The 18,617-nt window shown below is 59.0% G+C and carries 19 protein-coding genes and 1 tRNA gene; 15 read left to right on the forward strand and 5 right to left on the reverse strand.

Features of this window, described 5'->3' with window-relative positions; genetic code table 11:
- Positions 1–51 precede the first annotated feature (51 nt).
- Positions 52–231 carry a hypothetical protein gene (locus ASG68_RS26670; protein WP_062576625.1) on the reverse strand — a complete coding sequence of 60 codons (180 nt, stop codon included), beginning with the start codon at positions 229–231 and terminating at the stop codon, positions 52–54.
- Between the two features lie 266 nt (positions 232–497).
- Here ASG68_RS26670 and ASG68_RS26675 point away from each other — a divergent pair.
- A tRNA-Ser gene (locus tag ASG68_RS26675) sits at positions 498–587 on the forward strand.
- A 71-nt stretch (positions 588–658) separates the two neighbouring features.
- Here ASG68_RS26675 and ASG68_RS26680 read toward each other — a convergent pair.
- Entirely contained in the window at positions 659–1,369 is a 711-nt protein-coding gene (locus ASG68_RS26680) for a membrane-anchored protein (protein ID WP_244484344.1), read from the reverse strand.
- A gap of 658 nt (positions 1,370–2,027) precedes the next feature.
- Here ASG68_RS26680 and ASG68_RS26685 point away from each other — a divergent pair.
- Positions 2,028–3,038, forward strand: a complete 1,011-nt coding sequence (locus ASG68_RS26685) for a porin (RefSeq protein WP_062576159.1) — start codon at positions 2,028–2,030, stop codon at positions 3,036–3,038.
- Between the two features lie 102 nt (positions 3,039–3,140).
- Here ASG68_RS26685 and ASG68_RS26690 read toward each other — a convergent pair whose 3' ends face one another.
- Both ASG68_RS26690 and ASG68_RS26695 read right to left on the reverse strand, forming a co-directional pair.
- On the reverse strand, positions 3,141–4,034 hold the full coding sequence (locus ASG68_RS26690) for an alpha/beta fold hydrolase (protein WP_244484345.1): 894 nt from the start codon (positions 4,032–4,034) through the stop codon (positions 3,141–3,143).
- Positions 4,035–4,157: 123 nt separating this feature from the next.
- The gene (locus ASG68_RS26695; protein WP_062610264.1) at positions 4,158–6,230 is read right to left on the reverse strand and encodes a lytic transglycosylase domain-containing protein; all 2,073 of its coding nucleotides are present in this window, start codon (positions 6,228–6,230) and stop codon (positions 4,158–4,160) included.
- Positions 6,231–6,531: 301 nt separating this feature from the next.
- On the opposite strand from ASG68_RS26695, the gene dapA reads away from it, so the two are divergent.
- Together dapA and smpB are read left to right on the forward strand one after the other, a co-directional pair.
- Positions 6,532–7,416, forward strand: a complete 885-nt coding sequence (gene dapA / locus ASG68_RS26700; protein ID WP_062576162.1) for a 4-hydroxy-tetrahydrodipicolinate synthase — start codon at positions 6,532–6,534, stop codon at positions 7,414–7,416.
- Entirely contained in the window at positions 7,416–7,892 is a 477-nt protein-coding gene (gene smpB, locus ASG68_RS26705; RefSeq protein WP_062576163.1) for an SsrA-binding protein SmpB, read from the forward strand. Before dapA ends, smpB begins: the two co-directional genes overlap by 1 nt.
- Positions 7,893–7,963: 71 nt before the next feature.
- On the opposite strand, the gene ASG68_RS26710 is transcribed toward smpB, so the two are convergent.
- Complete coding sequence (locus ASG68_RS26710; RefSeq protein WP_062576164.1) at positions 7,964–8,545, reverse strand: NYN domain-containing protein; 582 nt, start codon at positions 8,543–8,545, stop codon at positions 7,964–7,966.
- Positions 8,546–9,137: 592 nt separating this feature from the next.
- Between ASG68_RS26710 and rpoZ the strand changes: the two genes are divergently transcribed.
- The 11 genes from rpoZ (at position 9,138) to ASG68_RS26760 (ending at position 18,601) form a co-directional block, all read left to right on the forward strand.
- Entirely contained in the window at positions 9,138–9,548 is a 411-nt protein-coding gene (gene rpoZ, locus ASG68_RS26715) for a DNA-directed RNA polymerase subunit omega (protein WP_062576165.1), read from the forward strand.
- Between the two features lie 158 nt (positions 9,549–9,706).
- On the forward strand, positions 9,707–11,932 hold the full coding sequence (locus tag ASG68_RS26720) for a RelA/SpoT family protein (RefSeq protein WP_062576166.1): 2,226 nt from the start codon (positions 9,707–9,709) through the stop codon (positions 11,930–11,932).
- Positions 11,933–12,058: 126 nt separating this feature from the next.
- Positions 12,059–12,649: a hypothetical protein gene (locus tag ASG68_RS26725; RefSeq protein WP_062610265.1), complete on the forward strand. Its 591-nt coding sequence runs from the start codon at positions 12,059–12,061 to the stop codon at positions 12,647–12,649.
- A gap of 37 nt (positions 12,650–12,686) precedes the next feature.
- A complete protein-coding gene (locus ASG68_RS26730; RefSeq protein ID WP_062610267.1) occupies positions 12,687–13,148 on the forward strand; it encodes a DsrE family protein in 462 nt (153 codons plus the stop codon).
- A 172-nt stretch (positions 13,149–13,320) separates the two neighbouring features.
- The gene (locus ASG68_RS30975; RefSeq protein ID WP_082478308.1) at positions 13,321–13,473 is read left to right on the forward strand and encodes a DUF3563 family protein; all 153 of its coding nucleotides are present in this window, start codon (positions 13,321–13,323) and stop codon (positions 13,471–13,473) included.
- A 47-nt stretch (positions 13,474–13,520) separates the two neighbouring features.
- On the forward strand, positions 13,521–14,264 hold the full coding sequence (locus ASG68_RS26735) for a DUF2062 domain-containing protein (RefSeq protein WP_244484346.1): 744 nt from the start codon (positions 13,521–13,523) through the stop codon (positions 14,262–14,264).
- A gap of 89 nt (positions 14,265–14,353) precedes the next feature.
- Positions 14,354–14,761, forward strand: a complete 408-nt coding sequence (gene acpS / locus ASG68_RS26740) for a holo-ACP synthase (RefSeq protein ID WP_062576169.1) — start codon at positions 14,354–14,356, stop codon at positions 14,759–14,761.
- Between the two features lie 197 nt (positions 14,762–14,958).
- Positions 14,959–15,693, forward strand: a complete 735-nt coding sequence (gene lepB, locus ASG68_RS26745) for a signal peptidase I (RefSeq protein ID WP_413814049.1) — start codon at positions 14,959–14,961, stop codon at positions 15,691–15,693.
- Positions 15,690–16,403: a ribonuclease III gene (gene rnc / locus ASG68_RS26750; RefSeq protein ID WP_062576171.1), complete on the forward strand. Its 714-nt coding sequence runs from the start codon at positions 15,690–15,692 to the stop codon at positions 16,401–16,403. The genes lepB and rnc overlap by 4 nt, the downstream gene beginning before the upstream one ends.
- A 110-nt stretch (positions 16,404–16,513) precedes the next feature.
- Complete coding sequence (era, locus tag ASG68_RS26755) at positions 16,514–17,446, forward strand: GTPase Era (RefSeq protein WP_156373797.1); 933 nt, start codon at positions 16,514–16,516, stop codon at positions 17,444–17,446.
- Positions 17,447–17,602: 156 nt separating this feature from the next.
- Positions 17,603–18,601, forward strand: a complete 999-nt coding sequence (locus tag ASG68_RS26760) for a glutathione S-transferase family protein (protein WP_062576172.1) — start codon at positions 17,603–17,605, stop codon at positions 18,599–18,601.
- Positions 18,602–18,617: the final 16 nt, after the last annotated feature.

Here is an 18,617-nt window from a genome sequence, read left to right on the forward strand (position 1 = left end):
AAAAAGGCCGGGCGCGATAGCGACCCGGCCTTTTCATGCGGGTGTAATCCGTCAGCGCCCGTTTTCCAGCGCCTTCAAGGCCACCTGGCCTGCGGCATGCGCTTCCAGCTGGCTGGTGAATTGACCCTGCGCGGGATAGACCACCGTGCCGCGCTTGATGACGAAGCTCCATCGGCCGTTGCGGCGTTTTTCGATCGTCACCTGCGTGACCGGCTTGTTGTCGCTGTTCATCGATGATTCCCTGATCATTCCGGGGCCTCCCCTGTTGATCGCAAGCAATACTCCAAGACGCTGCTATCCGGCAATCGCCAAGGTCAACCGGCCGACCACAGGCTGATTCGTGTCCGGAAGCGCCGCGATTGGCCAAAGTCGAAAGCCGCCCCACCGGTTTTCCATGCCCTTGTGTCTCGCCTAGCGACCCACAAACACAACTTTGTCGCAGCAAACCGCAAAAATCCCTTGCAATGAAAGGCTCGTGACTCTAGTCAGGCGCTAACGGAGAGGTGGCCGAGTGGTCGAAGGCGCTCCCCTGCTAAGGGAGTATACCCGGAAGGGTATCGAGGGTTCGAATCCCTTCTTCTCCGCCACTTTCCTTTTCATTTTCCGAGAAGCGGTGTGTAGTTTCGCCAGCCATGTCTCGCCGGCATCGGGTCAGGACTTAGCCTCTTCCGTTGCGATCCGGCGATTGTGCACCTTCCCACAGCGGCAGGCCGACCGATTCAGATACGCGTGGATCGCTGGTGAACAGTGGCAGGCCGCGTTGCGATAGTTCGCGCAGGATCTGGACATCCATGTTCGTATGCAGCCTCTCCTTGTTGAGGGTGTTATAGACATGGCCGCTCGAAAACGGGTCGATACCGGTGATCACAACAGCCGGTGCGCCGTTATGGAAGGCATAAAGCACGGCAGTAATGCCATTTGAGAATTTGGCTTCATTGTCGCTTTCGGAAATGATGCGGCCGAGAACACTTTCCGCCAGCCGGGTGCGATGATACTGGCCGATGAGGCGCAAGTCGCCAAAGCCATAGTTGAACGCGGCGAGCCCCTCGCGCAACGACTGCTCGCTGTCGGGCCATCGCAGGACATAGAGTGTGCCGCATTGTTTTCCGTTCAACGCCTTTCGCACCGCGACAGCCCGTTCACCTTTTCCACGAACCTGATTGAACTGTAGAAAGGTGACGTCCGGCGACGCGATGCCCCAAGCTTGCGTGGCCGCCTGGGATCCATTGATGCAGATGATTTGAAACCGCTCATCGAAACCCACGGGCAGATGCGAAACCGGCGCGGATCCGACGATCAGCGCCGGGCCACCCATTGGCTCCTTCGGCCATTCCGGCCGGTTCAAGCGATATTTCAGCAGATACCGCATGGAACGGCGCCACCGATTGAGCTGTTTAAGCCATTCCATGGGATATTGACCACCAGAGAAGGGTTCAAGGATTCGACGCCGGATAATGCCTCGGTCCGCATGAGGGGCCAAGGACAATTTCGAATCTTACCGACGGCCAGTTCGATACGTTGTTGCAGTCGTATCCACTTGGATCTCCAAATCGGCGGTAACGTTGATTCTGCGATTCCGTGGGACGCTTCGATGATTGCGCGGTGATTCTGCTTTGCTGTTGTAGCCGAAGACACGTCATTGCGGATTTTTCCAAGATATAGATCGCTCGCGAATCTGCCTCCGGACCCGGATTTCGCCTCAATCTTGCCTCGTTATGACACGCGGAAGGCCGAACCGGCTTCTGCTAACCCACAGTGGATAAAGGGTTTTCTTAACCCCTTGTTAAGAACTTGCCACGGCTTGGGGCGATTTTGTGTCGTTTCAGCAACAGGGCATGGGGAAGGGTTCATCAAACAGCACGAACTCGCAAGTTGGTGATTGCGCCAACGATCCGGTCTTGTATTTTCAACTCCGGAAGCAAGGGCGGTTGATCGTCCGACTTCTTAAATGTTGGGGATGGGGCAGGGAATACTGTCCTTCAGTATAATACCCAGACCTGTTTGAAACTTTTGACTGGAGGTCAGAAATGAACATCAAGAGCCTTCTTCTCGGCTCCGCTGCGGCTCTCGCAGCAGTATCCGGTGCCCAGGCAGCTGACGCTATCGTAGCTGCTGAGCCGGAGCCCATGGAATACGTTCGCGTTTGCGACGCTTTCGGTACCGGCTACTTCTACATCCCGGGCACGGAAACCTGCCTGAAGATCGGCGGTTACGTCCGTTTCCAGACCAACTTCGGTCGTGATGAAGTTCGTAACGGCGCCTTCGACTCGGGCAACGGCACGTCTGACTGGGATACGTTCACCCGCGGCCAGCTGCAGTTCGATGCCAAGAACGACACCGAACTTGGCACGCTGGAAAGCACCATCGTTCTGCAGACCAACGCTGACGCGGCTGGCAACAGCGACTCGACGTTCCTCGATACGGCTTCGATCGGCATCGCTGGCTTCAAGTTCGGCTACTACTACAGCTGGTGGGATGATGGCATCGCTGGTGAAGTCGACGCCCTCGCAACCAACACCCTGTTCAACTCGATCTCGTACACCTACGACGGCGGCGCATTCAAGGCTGGCGTTTCGGTTGACGAAATCGAAGGCCTGACCACGAAGGACAACGGCGTTGGCGTTGCTGCCATGGTTTCCGGCTCGGTTGGCGGCGTTACGGCTACCCTGCTCGGCGGCTACGACACCGAACAGGAAGAAGGCGCTATCCGCGCTATCCTGTCGGCAGAAGTCGGCCCGGGCACGTTCAGCCTGGCTGGTGTCTACGCAACCGACCCGAACGTCTACTACAACGAATCCGAATGGACCGTTGCAGCATCGTATGAGTTCAAGGCAACGGACAAGCTGACCCTGACGGTCGGTGGTCAGTACTTTGGTGAATTCGCATTCATCGAAGATGTTGACGGCTGGCGCGTTGGTGCCGACGCTGCTTACCAGATCACCGATGGTCTGAAGAGCCTCGTTTCGGTTCGTTACCAGGACGTCGACGATCGCGACGATCAGGTTTCGGGCTTCGTCCGCCTGCAGCGCGACTTCTAATCTCTGGCATCTTGTCAGTGATGGAAAGCCCGGTCGAAAGACCGGGCTTTTTTCGTTTTGCGTTCCTTGTTGCCCAAGGCGTCCAATGGACTGCGTGGTTCCTCAATTGATGTTGTCGATAAAATGTCGGATCACGGCCATCATATCCGGTCGATGCAGCAGTGGGGCGTGCCCTTGCCCTTGGGCCGTCACCGCGGCCATGCCCGGATGCCGGACAGCCATTTCGAAAAATGTAGCCTGCGATAGAATGGTGGAGTGCTCCCCTCGGATTGCCATCAGCGGGACCGGCTTCAATCCTTCAAAAAGCGCCCAGAGATCCGGGACTTGCGTGTCTTCGGTCAGGCCGCGCAGTGGCTGGATCAACGCAGGGTCGAAATCGGCAACGATCATGCCGCCTTTGTCGGCGAAAATCGCGTGGGCCATGTCCGTCCAGTCGGATGGATCGATTGCCGGAAACGCTGCCCCATGCACCCGTCGCAGATTTTGCACCGCGTCGTCCCAGGAATGTGGTCTGGGGCGGGCGTCCAGATAATCCCGGATCTGCAGCAGTCCGCCGATCTCTATGACCGGGCCAATATCGTTGAGGATGACGCCGCGCAGGATTGCCGGGCGCATGGCGGCAAGAAAATGGGCGATGAGGCCGCCGCGGGACGTCCCGATGAAGATAGCCTGCTGAATATCGAGCGCGGTGCAGGCCGTCAAAACATCCTCTGCCTCGACCGGAAGCGCGTAGTGACCTGGATCCTGATCCCATGCCGACCGCCCGCGTCCTCGATAGTCGAGTGCGATGACCCGGCGTGGGCGGTCCGGTTGTGTGGAAAGTCGAGTTGCTAGCAGATGAAAGTCCCGGCTGTTGCGGCTGAGGCCGGGCATGCAGACAATCGGCAACTCTTTTCGCGTTGATGGATCCGCATGTCCGTAATCGCGTGCATAAAGCCGCAAGCCATCGCTCGCCGTGAAAAAGCGTTCCTCAAACCCGTTCGTGCTCGTATCCAATGCAATCGCTCCCTTCATTCCATGCGGCAACCATAGCGTAGGAACGACATGCGGGAAGGGCTGCTTGCGTGTTTTGCGCGGCGCTACGTCAGGATATCGACAAGCGACTCCAGGTGCGGGACGTCATCGGCCCATGCGCAAGTCATAGACGATATCGGCCGTCTGTCCCAGCCGGGACTTGTAGACCTGATAGTTCTCCATCACCCGCTGGACATAGCCGCGGGTTTCGCTGAACGGAATGCGCTCGATCCAGTCGACAACCTCATCGATCGGCTTGCCCCGCGGATCGCCATAGCGGTTGATCCATTCGGGCACCCGGCGGGGGCCGGCATTGTAGGCGATGAAGGTCAGGATATAGGAGCCAGCGAAATCGTCGATCTGCTCGCCGAGATATTGCGCGCCGAGCGTGGCGTTATAGGCCGCATCCGTGGTCAGCCGCTCCTTCGAATAGGCAAGGCCCATCCGCCCGGCAACGCCCTTGGCCGTACCGGGGAGAATCTGCAGGAGCCCGCGGGCGTTGGCCGGCGAGATAGCGGCGGGATTGAAGGCGCTTTCCTGGCGGGCAATGGCATAGGCCAGCGCCTTGCCGGATCCGCTGATATTGGCACTCGCGGGAATGACCCCGATCGGGAAGGCCAGCGCCGCGACATCGATGCCGCGGCCGAAGGCGATCTTGCCGACCTGCAGCGAAAGCTGATGCCCGCCCGCCCTTTCGGCCTGAGCGGAAAGGATGGCGAGTTCACCCGGGCTCGTGAGGTCTTCAGCCAGAGCTCTATACAGGCTGTCGGCCCGCCAGGCATGACCGGCCTGTTCGAGCCGTGCGATGGCGCGAACGGCCTCGCGGCTTTCGAAATGGGCTCGATCTTCCGCCGTTGGCGAGGGATAGGTGACATTCAATGTCTTCCGGCCAAGACGGGCGGCCGCAAGCTGGCTATAGAACGTGCCCGGAAGGGCTGCAGCCTTGGTGTAATACTCGGTGGAGTCACCGGGAGCGCCGGCTTCGACCGCACGACCCATCCAGTACCAGGCGCGAGACACCGAAATCGGCCTGTTCGAGGCCTTAAGGATACGCTGGAAATGCTGGATCGCCGTCGAAGGCTCCTCAAGTCCCCGCAGCGCATACCAGCCGGCGTGAAATTCGGCGTCGACAATATCCGTGGGCGAGGTCGCGACGTGATCGGCGGCGATCTGATAGGCAGCCTTGAATTTGCCGTTGTCCAGCAGGCCGCGGCTGATGATCCGCTGTTCGACCCACCATTCACCCGGATTGACCAGCCTGTCATTGTCACGGGGCAGGGTGGCGAGCAGTTTGGCCGCCTCTTCATATTTCTCCTGCTTGCGCAGATATTCGACGCGGATGAAGAGATAGGCCGGTTCCGAATGCCATGATGGATCGACCGCGGCGATCAGCGCCGCTGCATTACCGGCCTTTTTCGCAACCGCGACCCAAGCCCGATACAGCGATTGTGCCTTGCCGAGATCACTGAACCGGGCGGCCTGATCCAGCCGGCTGCGATAGAGCAGCATTTCCATCCGCCGCCTGTGATCGGCGGTCGTCAGCAGTGTTGGAAATTCAGCGAGAATACTGGTTTCGGTCTCCTTGTCTAAGGCCTCTTTGGCCCAAAGCCCGCGCAGCAATCGTGCAGCCTCGGGGGATTGCCCACTGGCCAGCAGAGCGCGTGCCAGGATGATCGTCCCGTCGTTCGTTTCCGGCTGCGTCTTCCCGAAGGCAGAAAGAACGTCCGAGGCCGGCGGGTTTTCGCGATAAAGCGCGCGCTCGGAATTGGCGCGCAGCCCACTGAGACCCGGCCAACTTTTCAGTTCCTGCTGGGCGCGCGCAATTTCATAGGACGGCACGCCCTTCTGTCCGGAGACCGCGATCGCCCAGGTGAGGATGTGGCGGTCGAGTGACCCTTTCGCCATGCCATTCCGTGCAGCGATGGCTTTTGGCGCATCCCTGTTGGACAACGCATCCAGCCCGGCTTTTAGGTCGGAGTTGACGGGAATGGCTGCGGTAACGGACGGGATGGAGCCGGTGACTTCCTTGGACGCAACTTTTTCAGCGCTCTCCAACGCCAGTGCCCGGGAATTTGGCAAGGGGATCTGGTTGGTCTCTGCGGACACCGCAAAGGCGCCAAAGCAAAGCGCCGACGCACTGAGCATCGCAATCAGCCGATAAGAGATTTGCCCATGCATGAAAAACCCCACGCTGCCCCGTGATGGCCTGCTATTTGGCGGTGCATTTGCTAACGAAAGGTTACGCGCTTCCATTCAATCCCATAAAGACAGTCTCGTACACGCAGACAGGCGGTTTGTTCGGGAAAACACATCAAAAACATCACTTGAGCCGGGTGGATAGACGCGAACCGGCAACGAATGGCGCGATAGAGTGCTTGCCGCAGGCACCTCACATGATTAAGGTGCGCCAGTTTTCTAACCATGAAATGCGGCTAAAGCGTGGGTTGGTTTCAAGCTCCCGGGCCGTCAGGAGTCGTGCATGTTCAAGGGATCCATTCCCGCTCTCGTCACACCGTTCACCGCTTCCGGCGCCGTGGACACGGACAGCTTTGCCGCGCATGTCGAATGGCAGATCAGCGAAGGCAGCCACGGCCTCGTGCCTGTCGGCACCACCGGTGAATCGCCGACGCTGTCGCATGCCGAGCATAAACGCGTGGTTGAACTGTGTATCGAGACCGCGGCAAAACGCGTCCCCGTCATCGCCGGCGCCGGCTCGAACAACACGACCGAGGCCGTCGAACTGGCGCAGCATGCTGAGAAGGCTGGTGCGGACGCCGTTCTCGTGGTTACACCTTATTATAACAAGCCGACCCAGAAGGGCCTGTTCGCACACTATGCCGCGATAGCCGAAGCCATCAAACTGCCGATCGTCATCTACAACATTCCCGGCCGTTCGGTCGTAGATATGAGCGTCGAGACGATGGCAGCCCTGCACAAGGCCTATCCGTCGATCATGGGCGTCAAGGACGCGACCGGCAAGATCGAGCGCGTATCCGAACAGCGTATGGCCTGTGGCCCTGGTTTCGTTCAGCTTTCGGGCGAGGACGCAACGGCGCTCGGTTTCAACGCCCATGGCGGCGTCGGCTGCATTTCCGTGACCGCCAACGTGGCGCCGCGCCTCTGTGCCGAATTCCAGGAAGCGACGCTTGCCGGCAATTACGCCAAGGCGCTGGACTATCAGGACAAGCTGATGCCGCTGCACAAGGCGATCTTCATGGAGCCTGGCCTCTGTGGCGCGAAATATGCGCTGAACCGCCTGCGCCAGATGAGCCGCACGGTGCGTTCGCCCCTGATGTCTACACTTGAACCGGCGACGGAGGCTGCCCTCGACGCGGCGCTTCGCCATGCAGGACTGATGAACTGATGGCACCCAAAGGCAGCCAGCGCGTGGTCAAGCGGATTGTCGCGGAAAACCGGAAGGCCCGCTTCAATTACGAGATCATCGACACCTACGAGGCCGGTCTTGTCCTGACCGGCACCGAGGTAAAGTCGTTGCGCGAGGGCAAGGCCAATATTGCCGAGTCCTACGCCACCGATGAAGGCGGCGAAATGTGGCTGATCAATTCCTATCTGCCGGAATATCTGCAGGCCAATCGCTTCAACCACGAGCCGCGCCGCCGTCGCAAGCTGTTGCTGACGAAACGCGAATCGACGCGACTGGCCGGAGCCGTCAATCGCGACGGCATGACTCTCATTCCGCTCAAGATATACTTTAACGAGCAGGGGCGAGCAAAGCTCGAGCTGGCGCTCGGCAAGGGCAAGAAGCTTCATGACAAGCGCGAAAGCGAGAAGGAGCGTGACTGGAACCGGCAGAAGAGCCGTCTTCTCAAGGATCACTGATCTCCATCACTCAATCATAAAAAAGGACCAGACGAGATCTCGGCTGGTCCTTTTTCTTTGTCGCATGGCTGTCAGTCGTTGAAGTCGCTGCTGGCGGCGGCTTCCGTCGGGCGGGCAGGGCGCTCGGACGGGTCGCGACCGACTTCGGCCTTGAGGGTGACCAGTTCGATAAAGTGATCGGCCTGGCGGCGCAGATCGTCGGCGATCATTGGCGGTTGGGTTGACATGGTGGACACGACGGAAACCTTGCGTCCCTTGCGCTGCAGCGCCTCCACCAGGGTGGTGAAGTCGCCGTCGCCGGAGAAGATGACGAGGTGATCGACGGTCTCGGACTGTTCCATCGCGTCGATGGCCAGTTCGATATCCATGTTTCCCTTGATCTTGCGCCGCCCGAGCGAGTCCGTAAACTCCTTTGCGGGTTTTGTCACAACCTTGTAACCGTTATAGTCTAGCCAGTCGATCAGCGGACGAATGGACGAATATTCCTGATCCTCGATCAGCGCCGTGTAATAGTAGGCGCGCAGAAGATAGCCGCGCTTCTGGAAGGCCTTCAGCAGCTTACGGTAGTCAATGTCGAAACCAAGGCTTTTCGATGCGGCATAGAGATTGGCCCCGTCGATAAAGAGCGCGATTTTTTCGCGTGGGTCGAACATCATGTTTCCTTTTTTTGTTTTCTCAATGTCTTTTCTGATTTTCAACCTGACCGCGCAAAGAATGACGGCAGTCTTGCGAATACTCGATTACATTAAGATTTAATCATATGCCAGCTTTCCGAGCCACTATTCGCTTTAGTCTAAGAAAATTCCGGATGAAAGAGCTAATTCTCGCAGTTTTTTGCGAAAATATGGGAATATCCACCTTGTTTTAGGAATTTTTTGCCGACCGTTTTTCCCTTTCGCTGTTAAGTTGATTTCTATTCTCTTCTTAGGGTGGCATTCGAGATTTTTGAGCATTCAATCAGCATTTACGCGGATGTCAAAGCCTATCCCTGGGATAGGCGGTTGCGGGAGTTTTTGTTTGGGAACCTGTCCGACCAGAAATGGGGCGGATATCTTTTTCCGCATTGCAGGAAAAACTTGAATTCCTGCGGGTTTGATTGTATCGGGCAGTTTAATTCCTGAAATCGGAGCCACGCATACCGTCAGGCCGACGGCTGGACGGGTTCCGATCTTGTCAATCAGCGCAGCGGCGGGTGTGTCACGGCTCTCGCAATGAAGTTGCGCCTTAAGATCCAAAGGACAGGCAATGGCCCGCGTCACCGTTGAAGATTGCATCGACAAAGTCGATAACCGTTTCGAGCTCGTGCTTCTCGCAAGCCATCGCGCCCGTCTGATCTCGCAGGGTGCTGCGATCACCATCGACCGCGACAACGACAAGAATCCGGTCGTTGCGCTGCGCGAAATCGCCGACGAGACGCTGTCGCCGGGCGACCTGAAGGAAGACCTGATCCATTCACTGCAGAAGCATGTCGAAGTTGACGAGCCCGAGCCCGATCCGTCATCGATGATCGGCGGCGATGCTGCCAACGTGTTTGCCGACCAGTCCGCACAGGACGACGACCAGCCGGAAACCATCGCCTTCGACCGCATGTCGGAAGAAGAGTTGCTGGCCGGCATCGAAGGCCTGGTTCCGCCGGAAAAAAGCGACGACTACTAAGCCGTTTTCGCATTCGCCCGAAGCGGCGGATGCAACGCGCCGATACAATGCCGCGCTTCCGTTCGGAATTCGCGTGAGGCCGGTATTTGCAAAGCGGTGCGCCACTCCTATGATTGGCGCACCTTTTCTTTTCCGGATTCTCCTGGAGCCCCTAGCGGATGATGCGCCAATACGAGCTCGTTGAGCGCGTTCAAAAATACAAGCCCGATGTCAACGAAGCACTTTTGAACAAGGCTTACGTTTACGCCATGCAAAAGCATGGCCAGCAGAAGCGGGCGAGCGGCGATCCCTACATTTCCCATCCCCTCGAAGTCGCGGCTATCCTCACCGAAATGCATCTCGATGAGTCGACGATCGCGGTCGCACTGCTGCACGACACGATCGAGGACACGACTGCGACCCGCGCGGAAATCGACGATCTGTTCGGCGAGGACATCGGCGCGCTGGTCGAAGGCCTGACCAAGATCAAGAAGCTCGATTTGGTGACCAAGAAAGCCAAGCAGGCGGAAAACCTGCGCAAGCTGCTTCTTGCCATTTCCGACGATGTGCGCGTGCTCCTCGTCAAGCTCGCCGACCGCCTGCACAATATGCGCACGCTCGACCATATGTCGGCGGAAAAGCGTGCGCGGATCTCGGAAGAGACGATGGATATCTACGCGCCGCTTGCCGGCCGCATGGGTATGCAGGACATGCGCGAGGAACTGGAAAATCTCTCCTTCCGCCACATCAATCCGGAGGCCTTCGAGACCGTCACGAAGCGCCTCGATGAACTCTCGACCCGCAACGAGGGTCTGATCAAGAAGATCGAGGACGAACTCGGCGAACTCATCCAGGCCAAGGGATTGGTGGGTACGCTCGTCAAGGGGCGCCAGAAGAAGCCCTATTCGGTCTTCAAGAAGATGCAGTCGAAGTCGCTGTCCTTCGAACAGCTCTCCGACGTCTGGGGCTTCCGCATCATCGTTGCCGACATTCCGGATTGCTACCGCGCGCTCGGCATCGTGCACACGCGCTGGCGCGTCGTTCCCGGCCGGTTCAAGGATTATATCTCGACGCCGAAGCAGAACGACTACCAGTCGATCCACACCACGATCGTTGGCCCATCGCGCCAGCGCATCGAACTGCAAATCCGCACGCGGCTGATGCACGAGATTGCCGAATACGGTATCGCGGCCCATACGCTTTACAAGGATAGCGTCGAGCCGGTCGGTGAGGTCAAGCTGTCGCCGAAGTCGAACGCCTATTCGTGGCTGCGCCGCACGATCGAGAGCCTTGCCGAAGGCGACAATCCGGAAGAGTTCCTGGAGCATACCAAGCTCGAACTCTTCCAGGACCAGGTCTTCTGCTTCACGCCGAAGGGTCAGTTGATCGCACTGCCGCGCGGCGCGACGCCGATCGATTTTGCCTACGCCGTTCACACCAATATCGGCGATACCTGCGTCGGCGCCAAGATCAACGGCCGTATCATGCCGCTGGTGACGCGGCTCAACAATGGCGACGAAGTCGAGATCGTCCGCTCCGGCATTCAGGTGCCGCCGCCGGCCTGGGAAGAAATCGTCGTCACCGGCAAGGCGCGCGCCGCCATTCGCCGTGCCACCCGCGCCGCCGTCCGCAAGCAATATTCGGGCCTCGGTTATCGCATTCTGGAGCGGACATTCGAGCGCGCCGGAAAATCGTTCACGCGTGAAGCGATGAAGCCGGTGCTGCATCGCCTCGGCCACAAGGAAATCGAAGACGCGATCGCCGCCGTCGGCCGGGGCGAGCTTTCCTCACTCGACGTGTTGCGGGCGGTGTTCCCGGATCACCAGGACGAGCGCGTCACCGTCAAGCCGAATACAGACGACGGCTGGTTCAACATGCGCAGCGCCGCCGGCATGGTGTTCAAGCTGCCGGGGCGGCCGAAGGACATGTTCGACGAATTGGAAGGCGAGGGGCCGGAAGCCCTGCCGATCCGTGGCTTGTCGGGCAATGCCGAAGTCCATTTCAGCCCGTCCGGCGCCGTACCGGGTGACCGGATCGTCGGCATCATGGAAAAGGACAAGGGCATCACGATCTATCCGATCCAGTCGCCCAGCCTGCAGAAGTTCGACGAGGAATCCGAACGCTGGATCGATGTGCGCTGGGATCTCGACGAGGCCAACAATACCCGCTTCATGGCGCGCGTGCTGATCAATGCCCTTAACGAGCCGGGCACGCTTGCGGAAATCGCCCAGTCGATCGCCACCAGCGACATCAACATCCGCTCGCTTTCCATGGGCCGGGTGGCGGCCGATTTCAGTGAATTCCATCTCGATCTGGAAGTCTGGGACCTGCGCCAGCTCAATCATCTCATCACCCAGATCCGCGAACTGCCGAGCGTCTCGACGGTCAAGCGCGTCTTTGAGTGAAGCCGTCTTTGCGACTTCACCCGGGCTTCGCCGAATAAGCGTTTGGCGCCGTCCGTTCCCTGTCTGACCGGTTGTTCCTCCCTCGACTTCGTGGGAGACTGCCGATCTCTCGGATGGAGGAATGGGATGCGTTCACGGCTGCGGATGACGGCATTGGGATTCGGATTGATCCTCACATTGCCCGCCGGCGTCACAGTCGCGGCGGAGGCCGATATCCAGCTATTCGGCAAGCCGGTCGGCACGGAGAATGCCTACGCTTGCTATATCCGTAAATATTCCAAGGCCCATCTCGCCAGCCATCCTGACCAGAATGTCCGCGACATGATGGTCCTCGTCGACAGTCACATGGATGAGGAAGGGGCGGGGCGTCAGTACATTCTCGGCATGACCGTCAATTTCCGCTACCTGAAGCAGACCTTCAGCACCTATGGCGGCTGCTCGGCCGGGAGTGACGGCAAGCAGGCGCTGCATTGCGGCATCGATTGCTATGGCGGCACGATCGGCGTGCGGATCAAGGACGAGAAATCCATACTGATCGATATCCCCTATGGCGCGCGGGTGGCCGAGGACTATTTCGAAGAAGAGCGCAGCGACCTGCCGCAGGGCGCCAAGTTCGGCTCCGACGACAAGCTTTTCCGGCTCGACCGGACCGATCTCTCCAGCTGCTTGCCGCTGGCCAACAGCGACGAGGCGAAGGCGGCTCTGGCGGCACATTAGCAATCCTGTTCGAGATCGAGTTTTTGAAGAGGTGACCATGACATTCAAGCGCCGTGCTCTCTTCGGGCGAGCCCTGACAGCATCCTTGGCCGGGGTGCTTGCGGGGCGGGCCGCCTCTGCCGCGACGGCGACATCGACGGGACCAGCGAAGCAGAAAGTCGTCTATCATCTTGCCGATACCGAGAAGGTTATGTTTGCGCTCGGCAATATCCGCAACCATATAGACGGCATGGGCGGCCCGCAGGCGGTGGATATCGTGCTTGTGGTGCATGGGCCGGCGTTGACGTTCTTTCATCTTCAGAAAGCCAACCTGAAAACGAGCCAGCAGGTGGCGCGGATCAGTGCCGAAGGTGTTCGCATGGCAGCCTGCGGCAACACGATGACAGCGCAGAAGGTCGAAATCGCCGATCTCCTGCCGGGCTTTGTACGGGCGGACGAGGGCGGGGTGGTGCGCATCGCGCAGCTGCAGACGGAAGGTTATGTCTACATTCGGCCGTGATTGGTGCCGTTTCCGCATAGCCTGGCGGCAAATGCACGTTCATTGTGCATTTTGTGCGGCGAAAAGTGCAGGCCATGCATCTTGCGCATGGCTGCCTGCTTTTTGTAGCTCTGGTGAGATGACAGCTCTTCACCTATCTTCTGCATCGGGAGGTAAACGAAAGAGGTTTACCATGTTTAAGCAACTGAAGAATATCACCCGCGCCCTGCGCGTTCCGACCGCCGAAGAGCGGGAATTGAACTACCTGAACGGTTCGATTGACCGTATCGACCTGGAATACCGCCAGCGTCAGATCGACCGCGGTCTGTTCCGCAACTCCTTCTGATTGATGCCTGTTGTCCGGCTGCCTGTTTAGGCAGGCTGCCGGGACGTATGCAGCAGGCGAATATCAGGAATGCCTTTCCGCGCATGATGCGCGGGGCCGTGCGGCATCGGGTCGATGATCGGCCATGCGGCATATTTGCCTTCCCGCCGCCGGAAATGCTGATTTTCGCGTACGCGCCATTGAACAGCCATATCCGCATCGTCTATCAGGGCAGCATGTTGTTCAGACGCAAAAAGCCGGCAACGCTGTCGGGGAAAATCCGCGAGTTCGTGTGGCCGCGAAAGGGCTTTTCGCGTGGGCTGCGCTATCTGTCGATGCGCGTTCTGCGGCTTTCCTCCTCTCCGCATTCCATCGCCATCGGTGTCGCTGCGGGCGCGGCCTCCTCGGCCACGCCCTTCGTCGGGCTTCACATCGTCATCGCGCTGGCACTTGCCTACATGCTGTCGGGCAATTTGATTGCGGCCGGCATATCTACGGCGCTCGCCAATCCCCTGACCATTCCCGTCATTCTTGCCGCGACATACGAACTCGGAGTCATCCTGTTGGGTACCAACAGCGGCGCGCTCGAAGGGCACGACATCCTCCATATGCTCAAGCATCTTGAATTGTCGCACCTATGGACACCGGTGCTGAAGCCCATGCTGATCGGTTCCGTGCCGCTGGCCGCCGGCAGTGCCATTGTTTTCTATGTAATCGCATTCTATGCGGCCAAGCTGTTTCAGGCGCGCCGTCAGGTCCGCCGCCTGGGCAAATTGCAGGACCGGATGGTGGGATCGGCCGACAACCTTTGAATCTGACGAATTTGTAACTTGGCAGGCCGTGACCAGTTTGCTTTTGTCCGGCCGTTTCCGCCACAGTCCGCAAGGGATATCGTGTTTCGATGATTATCGGCATCGGCAGTGACCTGATCGACATCCGGCGCATCCAGAACTCGCTCGACCGTTTCGGCGAGCGCTTCACGCAGCGCTGTTTTACGGACATCGAGATCCGCAAATCGGAAGGGCGCAAGAACCGGGCAGAATCCTACGCCAAACGCTTTGCCGCCAAGGAGGCCTGCTCCAAGGCGCTTGGTACGGGCATGGCGCAAGGTGTGTTCTGGAAGGATATGGGCGTCATCAACCTGCCTGGCGGCAAGCCGACAATGAACCTTACCGGCGGTGCTGCCGAACGCCTGCAGGAAATGTTGCCGGCCGGTCATCGTGCCGTCATTCACCTGACCATCACAGACGACTTTCCACTGGCGCAGGCCTTCGTGATAATCGAAGCGCTGCCCGTTGCCCCGGATTGAGGAAAAGTTTAGAGCATGTCCGGATGAGGCGGACCCGTTTACGGGCCGGTTCGTTTGAAATGACGGCGCCGCCGCACGATATGCGTCTGGCAGCCTCGGATCGGGCGACCAACCGCAGATCAAAGCATTCATTCCATCCGCACGGCATCACGATGCTGCGGTGACAAGATCAAGGAACAACAGGCGTGGCAGAAAACATCGAGAAGAAGAAAGACAGCGGCCTGTGGGAAAACGTCAAGGTCATCATTCAGGCACTGCTTCTCGCCGTGGTGATCCGCACCGTCTTCTTCCAGCCTTTCACGATTCCTTCGGGTTCGATGATGCCGACGCTGCTGGTCGGGGATTACATCTTCGTCAACAAGTTCGCCTATGGCTATTCGAAATATTCGCTTCCCTTGTCGCCGGACCTGTTCAGCGGCCGTATCTTCGCCAGCGAACCCAAGCGCGGTGACGTCGTCGTGTTCCGCTTCCCGCCGAACCCGGACATCGATTATATCAAGCGTCTGATCGGCCTGCCGGGCGACAAGATCCAGGTGCGTGACAGCATCCTCTACGTCAACGACAAGGCCGTCCAGCGCGTGCCGGACGGCATGTTCCGCGCCGACGACAATTACGACACGGGAGCGGAAGTGCCGGTCTATCGCGAAACGCTGGATAACGGTGTCAACTTCGATACACTTGATGTCGAGCAGGATTCGCGTGGCGACAACACTCGCGAGTTCATCGTTCCCGAAGGCCATTATTTCATGATGGGCGACAACCGTGACAACTCGGCTGACAGCCGCTTTGATGTCGGCTTCGTCCCGGCACAGAACCTCGTTGGTCGCGCCTCGATGATCTTCTTCTCGCTCGGCAACAACACGTCGTTCACCCAGATCTGGAAGTGGCCGACGAACCTGCGTTACGATCGTATCTTCAAGAGCGTCGAATGAGCAAGAACCGATCGCTCGGCAATGAGGACCGGGAACGGCTCGAGGCTGCGATCGGCTACCGCTTCTCCCAGAAAGAGCGGTTGGATCGGGCGCTGACCCATGCCAGCGCCCGCAATGCCAAGGGCTCGAATTATGAGCGCCTGGAATTTCTCGGCGACCGTGTTCTCGGGCTCTGCGTGGCCGAACTTCTGTTCCAGACCTTCAAGGATGCCGACGAGGGCGAGCTTTCCGTTCGTCTGAACCAGCTTGTCAGTGCCGAAAGCTGCGCGCTGGTTGCCGATGCGCTGTCGCTGCATCTGTTCATCCGCACCGGTGCGGACGTGAAGAAGCTCACCGGAAAACACATGCTGAATGTGCGGGCCGATGTGGTAGAGTCGCTGATCGCCGCGATCTATCTCGATGGTGGACTGGAAGCCGCGCGCGGCTTCATCCAGCGTCATTGGGCCGCGCGGGCGGTTCGTGTCGATGGCGCGCGCCGAGATGCCAAGACGGAACTGCAGGAATGGGCACACGCCAAGTTCGGAGTGACGCCAAGCTACCGTGTCGAGGATCGGTCGGGACCTGACCATGATCCGCGCTTCACGGTGACGGTCGAGATCCAGGGCATTGCGCCTGCCATGGGAGTCGATCGCTCCAAGCGCGCCGCCGAACAGGTGGCGGCCACCAATATTCTGGAACGCGAAGGCGTCTGGAAGAACACGACGGCCTGATCTGTCCGGAGGCGCTATCCTCCCGAAAGATCAGGCAATCTTTAGAGACACACATGCGATTGTGCGCGCCGAACGGGCGCCCGGTCGCCCAATCGGAAATGACGGATAGTATGAGCGAAACAGACGCAATTCCCGAAGCCGCCGAAAAAGGCCCGACCCGATCCGGCTTCGTGGCGCTGATCGGCGCCACCAATGCTGGCAAGTCGACGCTGGTCAACCGGCTGGTGGGCGCCAAGGTGTCGATCGTCAGCCACAAGGTACAGACAACCCGCGCCATCGTGCGCGGCATCGCCATCCACAAGAACGCGCAGATGGTCTTCATGGACACGCCCGGTATCTTCAAGCCGCGCCGTCGCCTTGACCGCGCCATGGTCACGACCGCCTGGGGCGGCGCCAAGGATGCCGACGCGATCATGATGCTGATCGACAGCGAGCGCGGCCTGAAAGGCGATGCGGAGACCATTCTCGAAGGCCTGAAAGAAGTCGAGCAGCCGAAGATGCTGGTGCTCAACAAGATCGACCAGGTGTCGCGCGAAGATCTGTTGAAGCTCGCGACCGCCGCCAACGAGCATATCGATTTCGAGCGCACCTTCATGATCTCGGCGCTGAATGGTTCCGGCTGCGAGGATGTCCTCGACTATCTCGCGATGAAGCTGCCGGAAGGCCCCTGGTATTATCCGGAGGACCAGATTTCCGACCTGCCGATGCGCCAGCTTGCCGCCGAAATCACCCGCGAAAAGCTGTTCCTGCGCCTGCATCAGGAGCTTCCCTATTCGTCGCATGTCGAGACGGAAAAATGGGAAGAGCGGAAGGATGGTTCGGTTCGGATCGAGCAGGTCATTTATGTCGAGCGCGACAGCCAGAAGAAGATCGCGCTGGGCAAGAATGGCGAGGCGATCAAGGCGATCTCCATGGCATCGCGCAAGGAACTCTCCGAAATCCTCGAACAGCCGGTTCACCTCTTCTTGTTTGTGAAGGTGCGTGAGAACTGGGGTGACGATCCCGAGCGGTTTCGCGAAATGGGACTGGAATTCCCGAAGTAAGATGAAGGCGCCGGAAACGGCGCCTTTTTGCTATGGTCCTCGTGCGATTTGTCGAACAGTCTGTTGCGGAAGCCGTGGCTTGCCCATCCCGCGCGCGCATGAGATTCCGATGGCTGAAACAGCCGGTTCGGCTGGGACGGAACAAGGACGATCGAGATGCCGCAACTGGTCGATGGAAAATGGGAAAAGGGCGACGTTGCCGCCAGCGAGATGAAGGGCGGCGCCTTTCACCGCGAGCCGACCAGTTTCCGCAACTGGATCACGGCCGATGGCTCACCGGGGCCGGATGGACAGAACGCGCTTCCGGCGGAGGCGGGCCGCTATCAGCTCTTCGTCGCCTATATCTGCCCCTGGGCCTCACGCACGCTGATGATGCGCAATCTGAAGGGACTGCAGGACATCATTTCCGTCTCCATCTCGGAGCCGGAATTGGGCGAAAACGGCTGGACTTATGCCGAACCGCAGGATGCCGGCCCTCGTGTCGGCAAGATCCGCTACCAGCACGAACTCTATTCCGCCTCCGACCCGCATTATACCGGCAAGGTCTCCGTGCCGGTCCTGTGGGATCGCAAGGAGGGACGCATCGTCAATAACGAGTCCTCCGATATCATCCGCATTCTCAACACGGCCTTCAATCACCTGACCGGCAATACGCTCGATTTCTATCCGCAGACGCTGCGAGGAGAGATCGACCGCTGGAACACGCCGGTCTACGACACGGTCAACAACGGCGTCTACCGGGCTGGTTTTGCAAAGACCCAAAGCGCCTATGAGGAAGCCGTCGTCAGCCTGTTCGACACGCTCGACCGGTTGGAAGCGCATCTGGCGACAAGCCGCTACATCGCTGGCAGTCATTTCACCGAGGCGGATATCCGCCTGTTCGTCACGCTGATCCGCTTTGATCCTGCCTATCACGGCGCTTTCAAGTGCAACCTGCGCCGGCTGTCGGATTTTCCCAACCTTTCCAATTATCTGCGCGAAATCTACCAATGGCCGGGAATCCGCGAAACAGTGCGCATCGACCAGATCAAACGTGGCTATTACTCGATCACCCATATCAACCCGACTCAGATCGTGCCGCTCGGCCCGATACAGGACCTCGATCAGCCGCATGATCGCGCGCGGCTTGCGGGGCAGGGCGTCGTTACCGCCTAAGGGGGTGAGGCGGCAT

The sequence above is a fragment of the Rhizobium sp. Leaf453 genome (genome assembly GCF_001425605.1).
GTDB lineage: Bacteria > Pseudomonadota > Alphaproteobacteria > Rhizobiales > Rhizobiaceae > Pararhizobium.

Coding starts and splice junctions, on each gene's coding strand:
- ASG68_RS30975 (WP_082478308.1), top strand. CDS start 13,321: ATGTTTAAGCAACTGAAGAATATCACCCGCGCCCTGCGCGTTCCGACC.
- ASG68_RS26710 (WP_062576164.1), bottom strand. CDS start 8,545: ATGTTCGACCCACGCGAAAAAATCGCGCTCTTTATCGACGGGGCCAAT.
- ASG68_RS26680 (WP_244484344.1), bottom strand. CDS start 1,369: ATGCGGTATCTGCTGAAATATCGCTTGAACCGGCCGGAATGGCCGAAG.
- smpB (WP_062576163.1), top strand. CDS start 7,416: ATGGCACCCAAAGGCAGCCAGCGCGTGGTCAAGCGGATTGTCGCGGAA.
- ASG68_RS26730 (WP_062610267.1), top strand. CDS start 12,687: ATGACATTCAAGCGCCGTGCTCTCTTCGGGCGAGCCCTGACAGCATCC.
- era (WP_156373797.1), top strand. CDS start 16,514: ATGAGCGAAACAGACGCAATTCCCGAAGCCGCCGAAAAAGGCCCGACC.
- rnc (WP_062576171.1), top strand. CDS start 15,690: ATGAGCAAGAACCGATCGCTCGGCAATGAGGACCGGGAACGGCTCGAG.
- ASG68_RS26670 (WP_062576625.1), bottom strand. CDS start 231: ATGAACAGCGACAACAAGCCGGTCACGCAGGTGACGATCGAAAAACGC.
- acpS (WP_062576169.1), top strand. CDS start 14,354: ATGATTATCGGCATCGGCAGTGACCTGATCGACATCCGGCGCATCCAG.
- ASG68_RS26695 (WP_062610264.1), bottom strand. CDS start 6,230: ATGCATGGGCAAATCTCTTATCGGCTGATTGCGATGCTCAGTGCGTCG.
- rpoZ (WP_062576165.1), top strand. CDS start 9,138: ATGGCCCGCGTCACCGTTGAAGATTGCATCGACAAAGTCGATAACCGT.
- dapA (WP_062576162.1), top strand. CDS start 6,532: ATGTTCAAGGGATCCATTCCCGCTCTCGTCACACCGTTCACCGCTTCC.
- ASG68_RS26760 (WP_062576172.1), top strand. CDS start 17,603: ATGCCGCAACTGGTCGATGGAAAATGGGAAAAGGGCGACGTTGCCGCC.
- ASG68_RS26735 (WP_244484346.1), top strand. CDS start 13,521: ATGCAGCAGGCGAATATCAGGAATGCCTTTCCGCGCATGATGCGCGGG.
- ASG68_RS26725 (WP_062610265.1), top strand. CDS start 12,059: ATGCGTTCACGGCTGCGGATGACGGCATTGGGATTCGGATTGATCCTC.
- ASG68_RS26685 (WP_062576159.1), top strand. CDS start 2,028: ATGAACATCAAGAGCCTTCTTCTCGGCTCCGCTGCGGCTCTCGCAGCA.
- ASG68_RS26720 (WP_062576166.1), top strand. CDS start 9,707: ATGATGCGCCAATACGAGCTCGTTGAGCGCGTTCAAAAATACAAGCCC.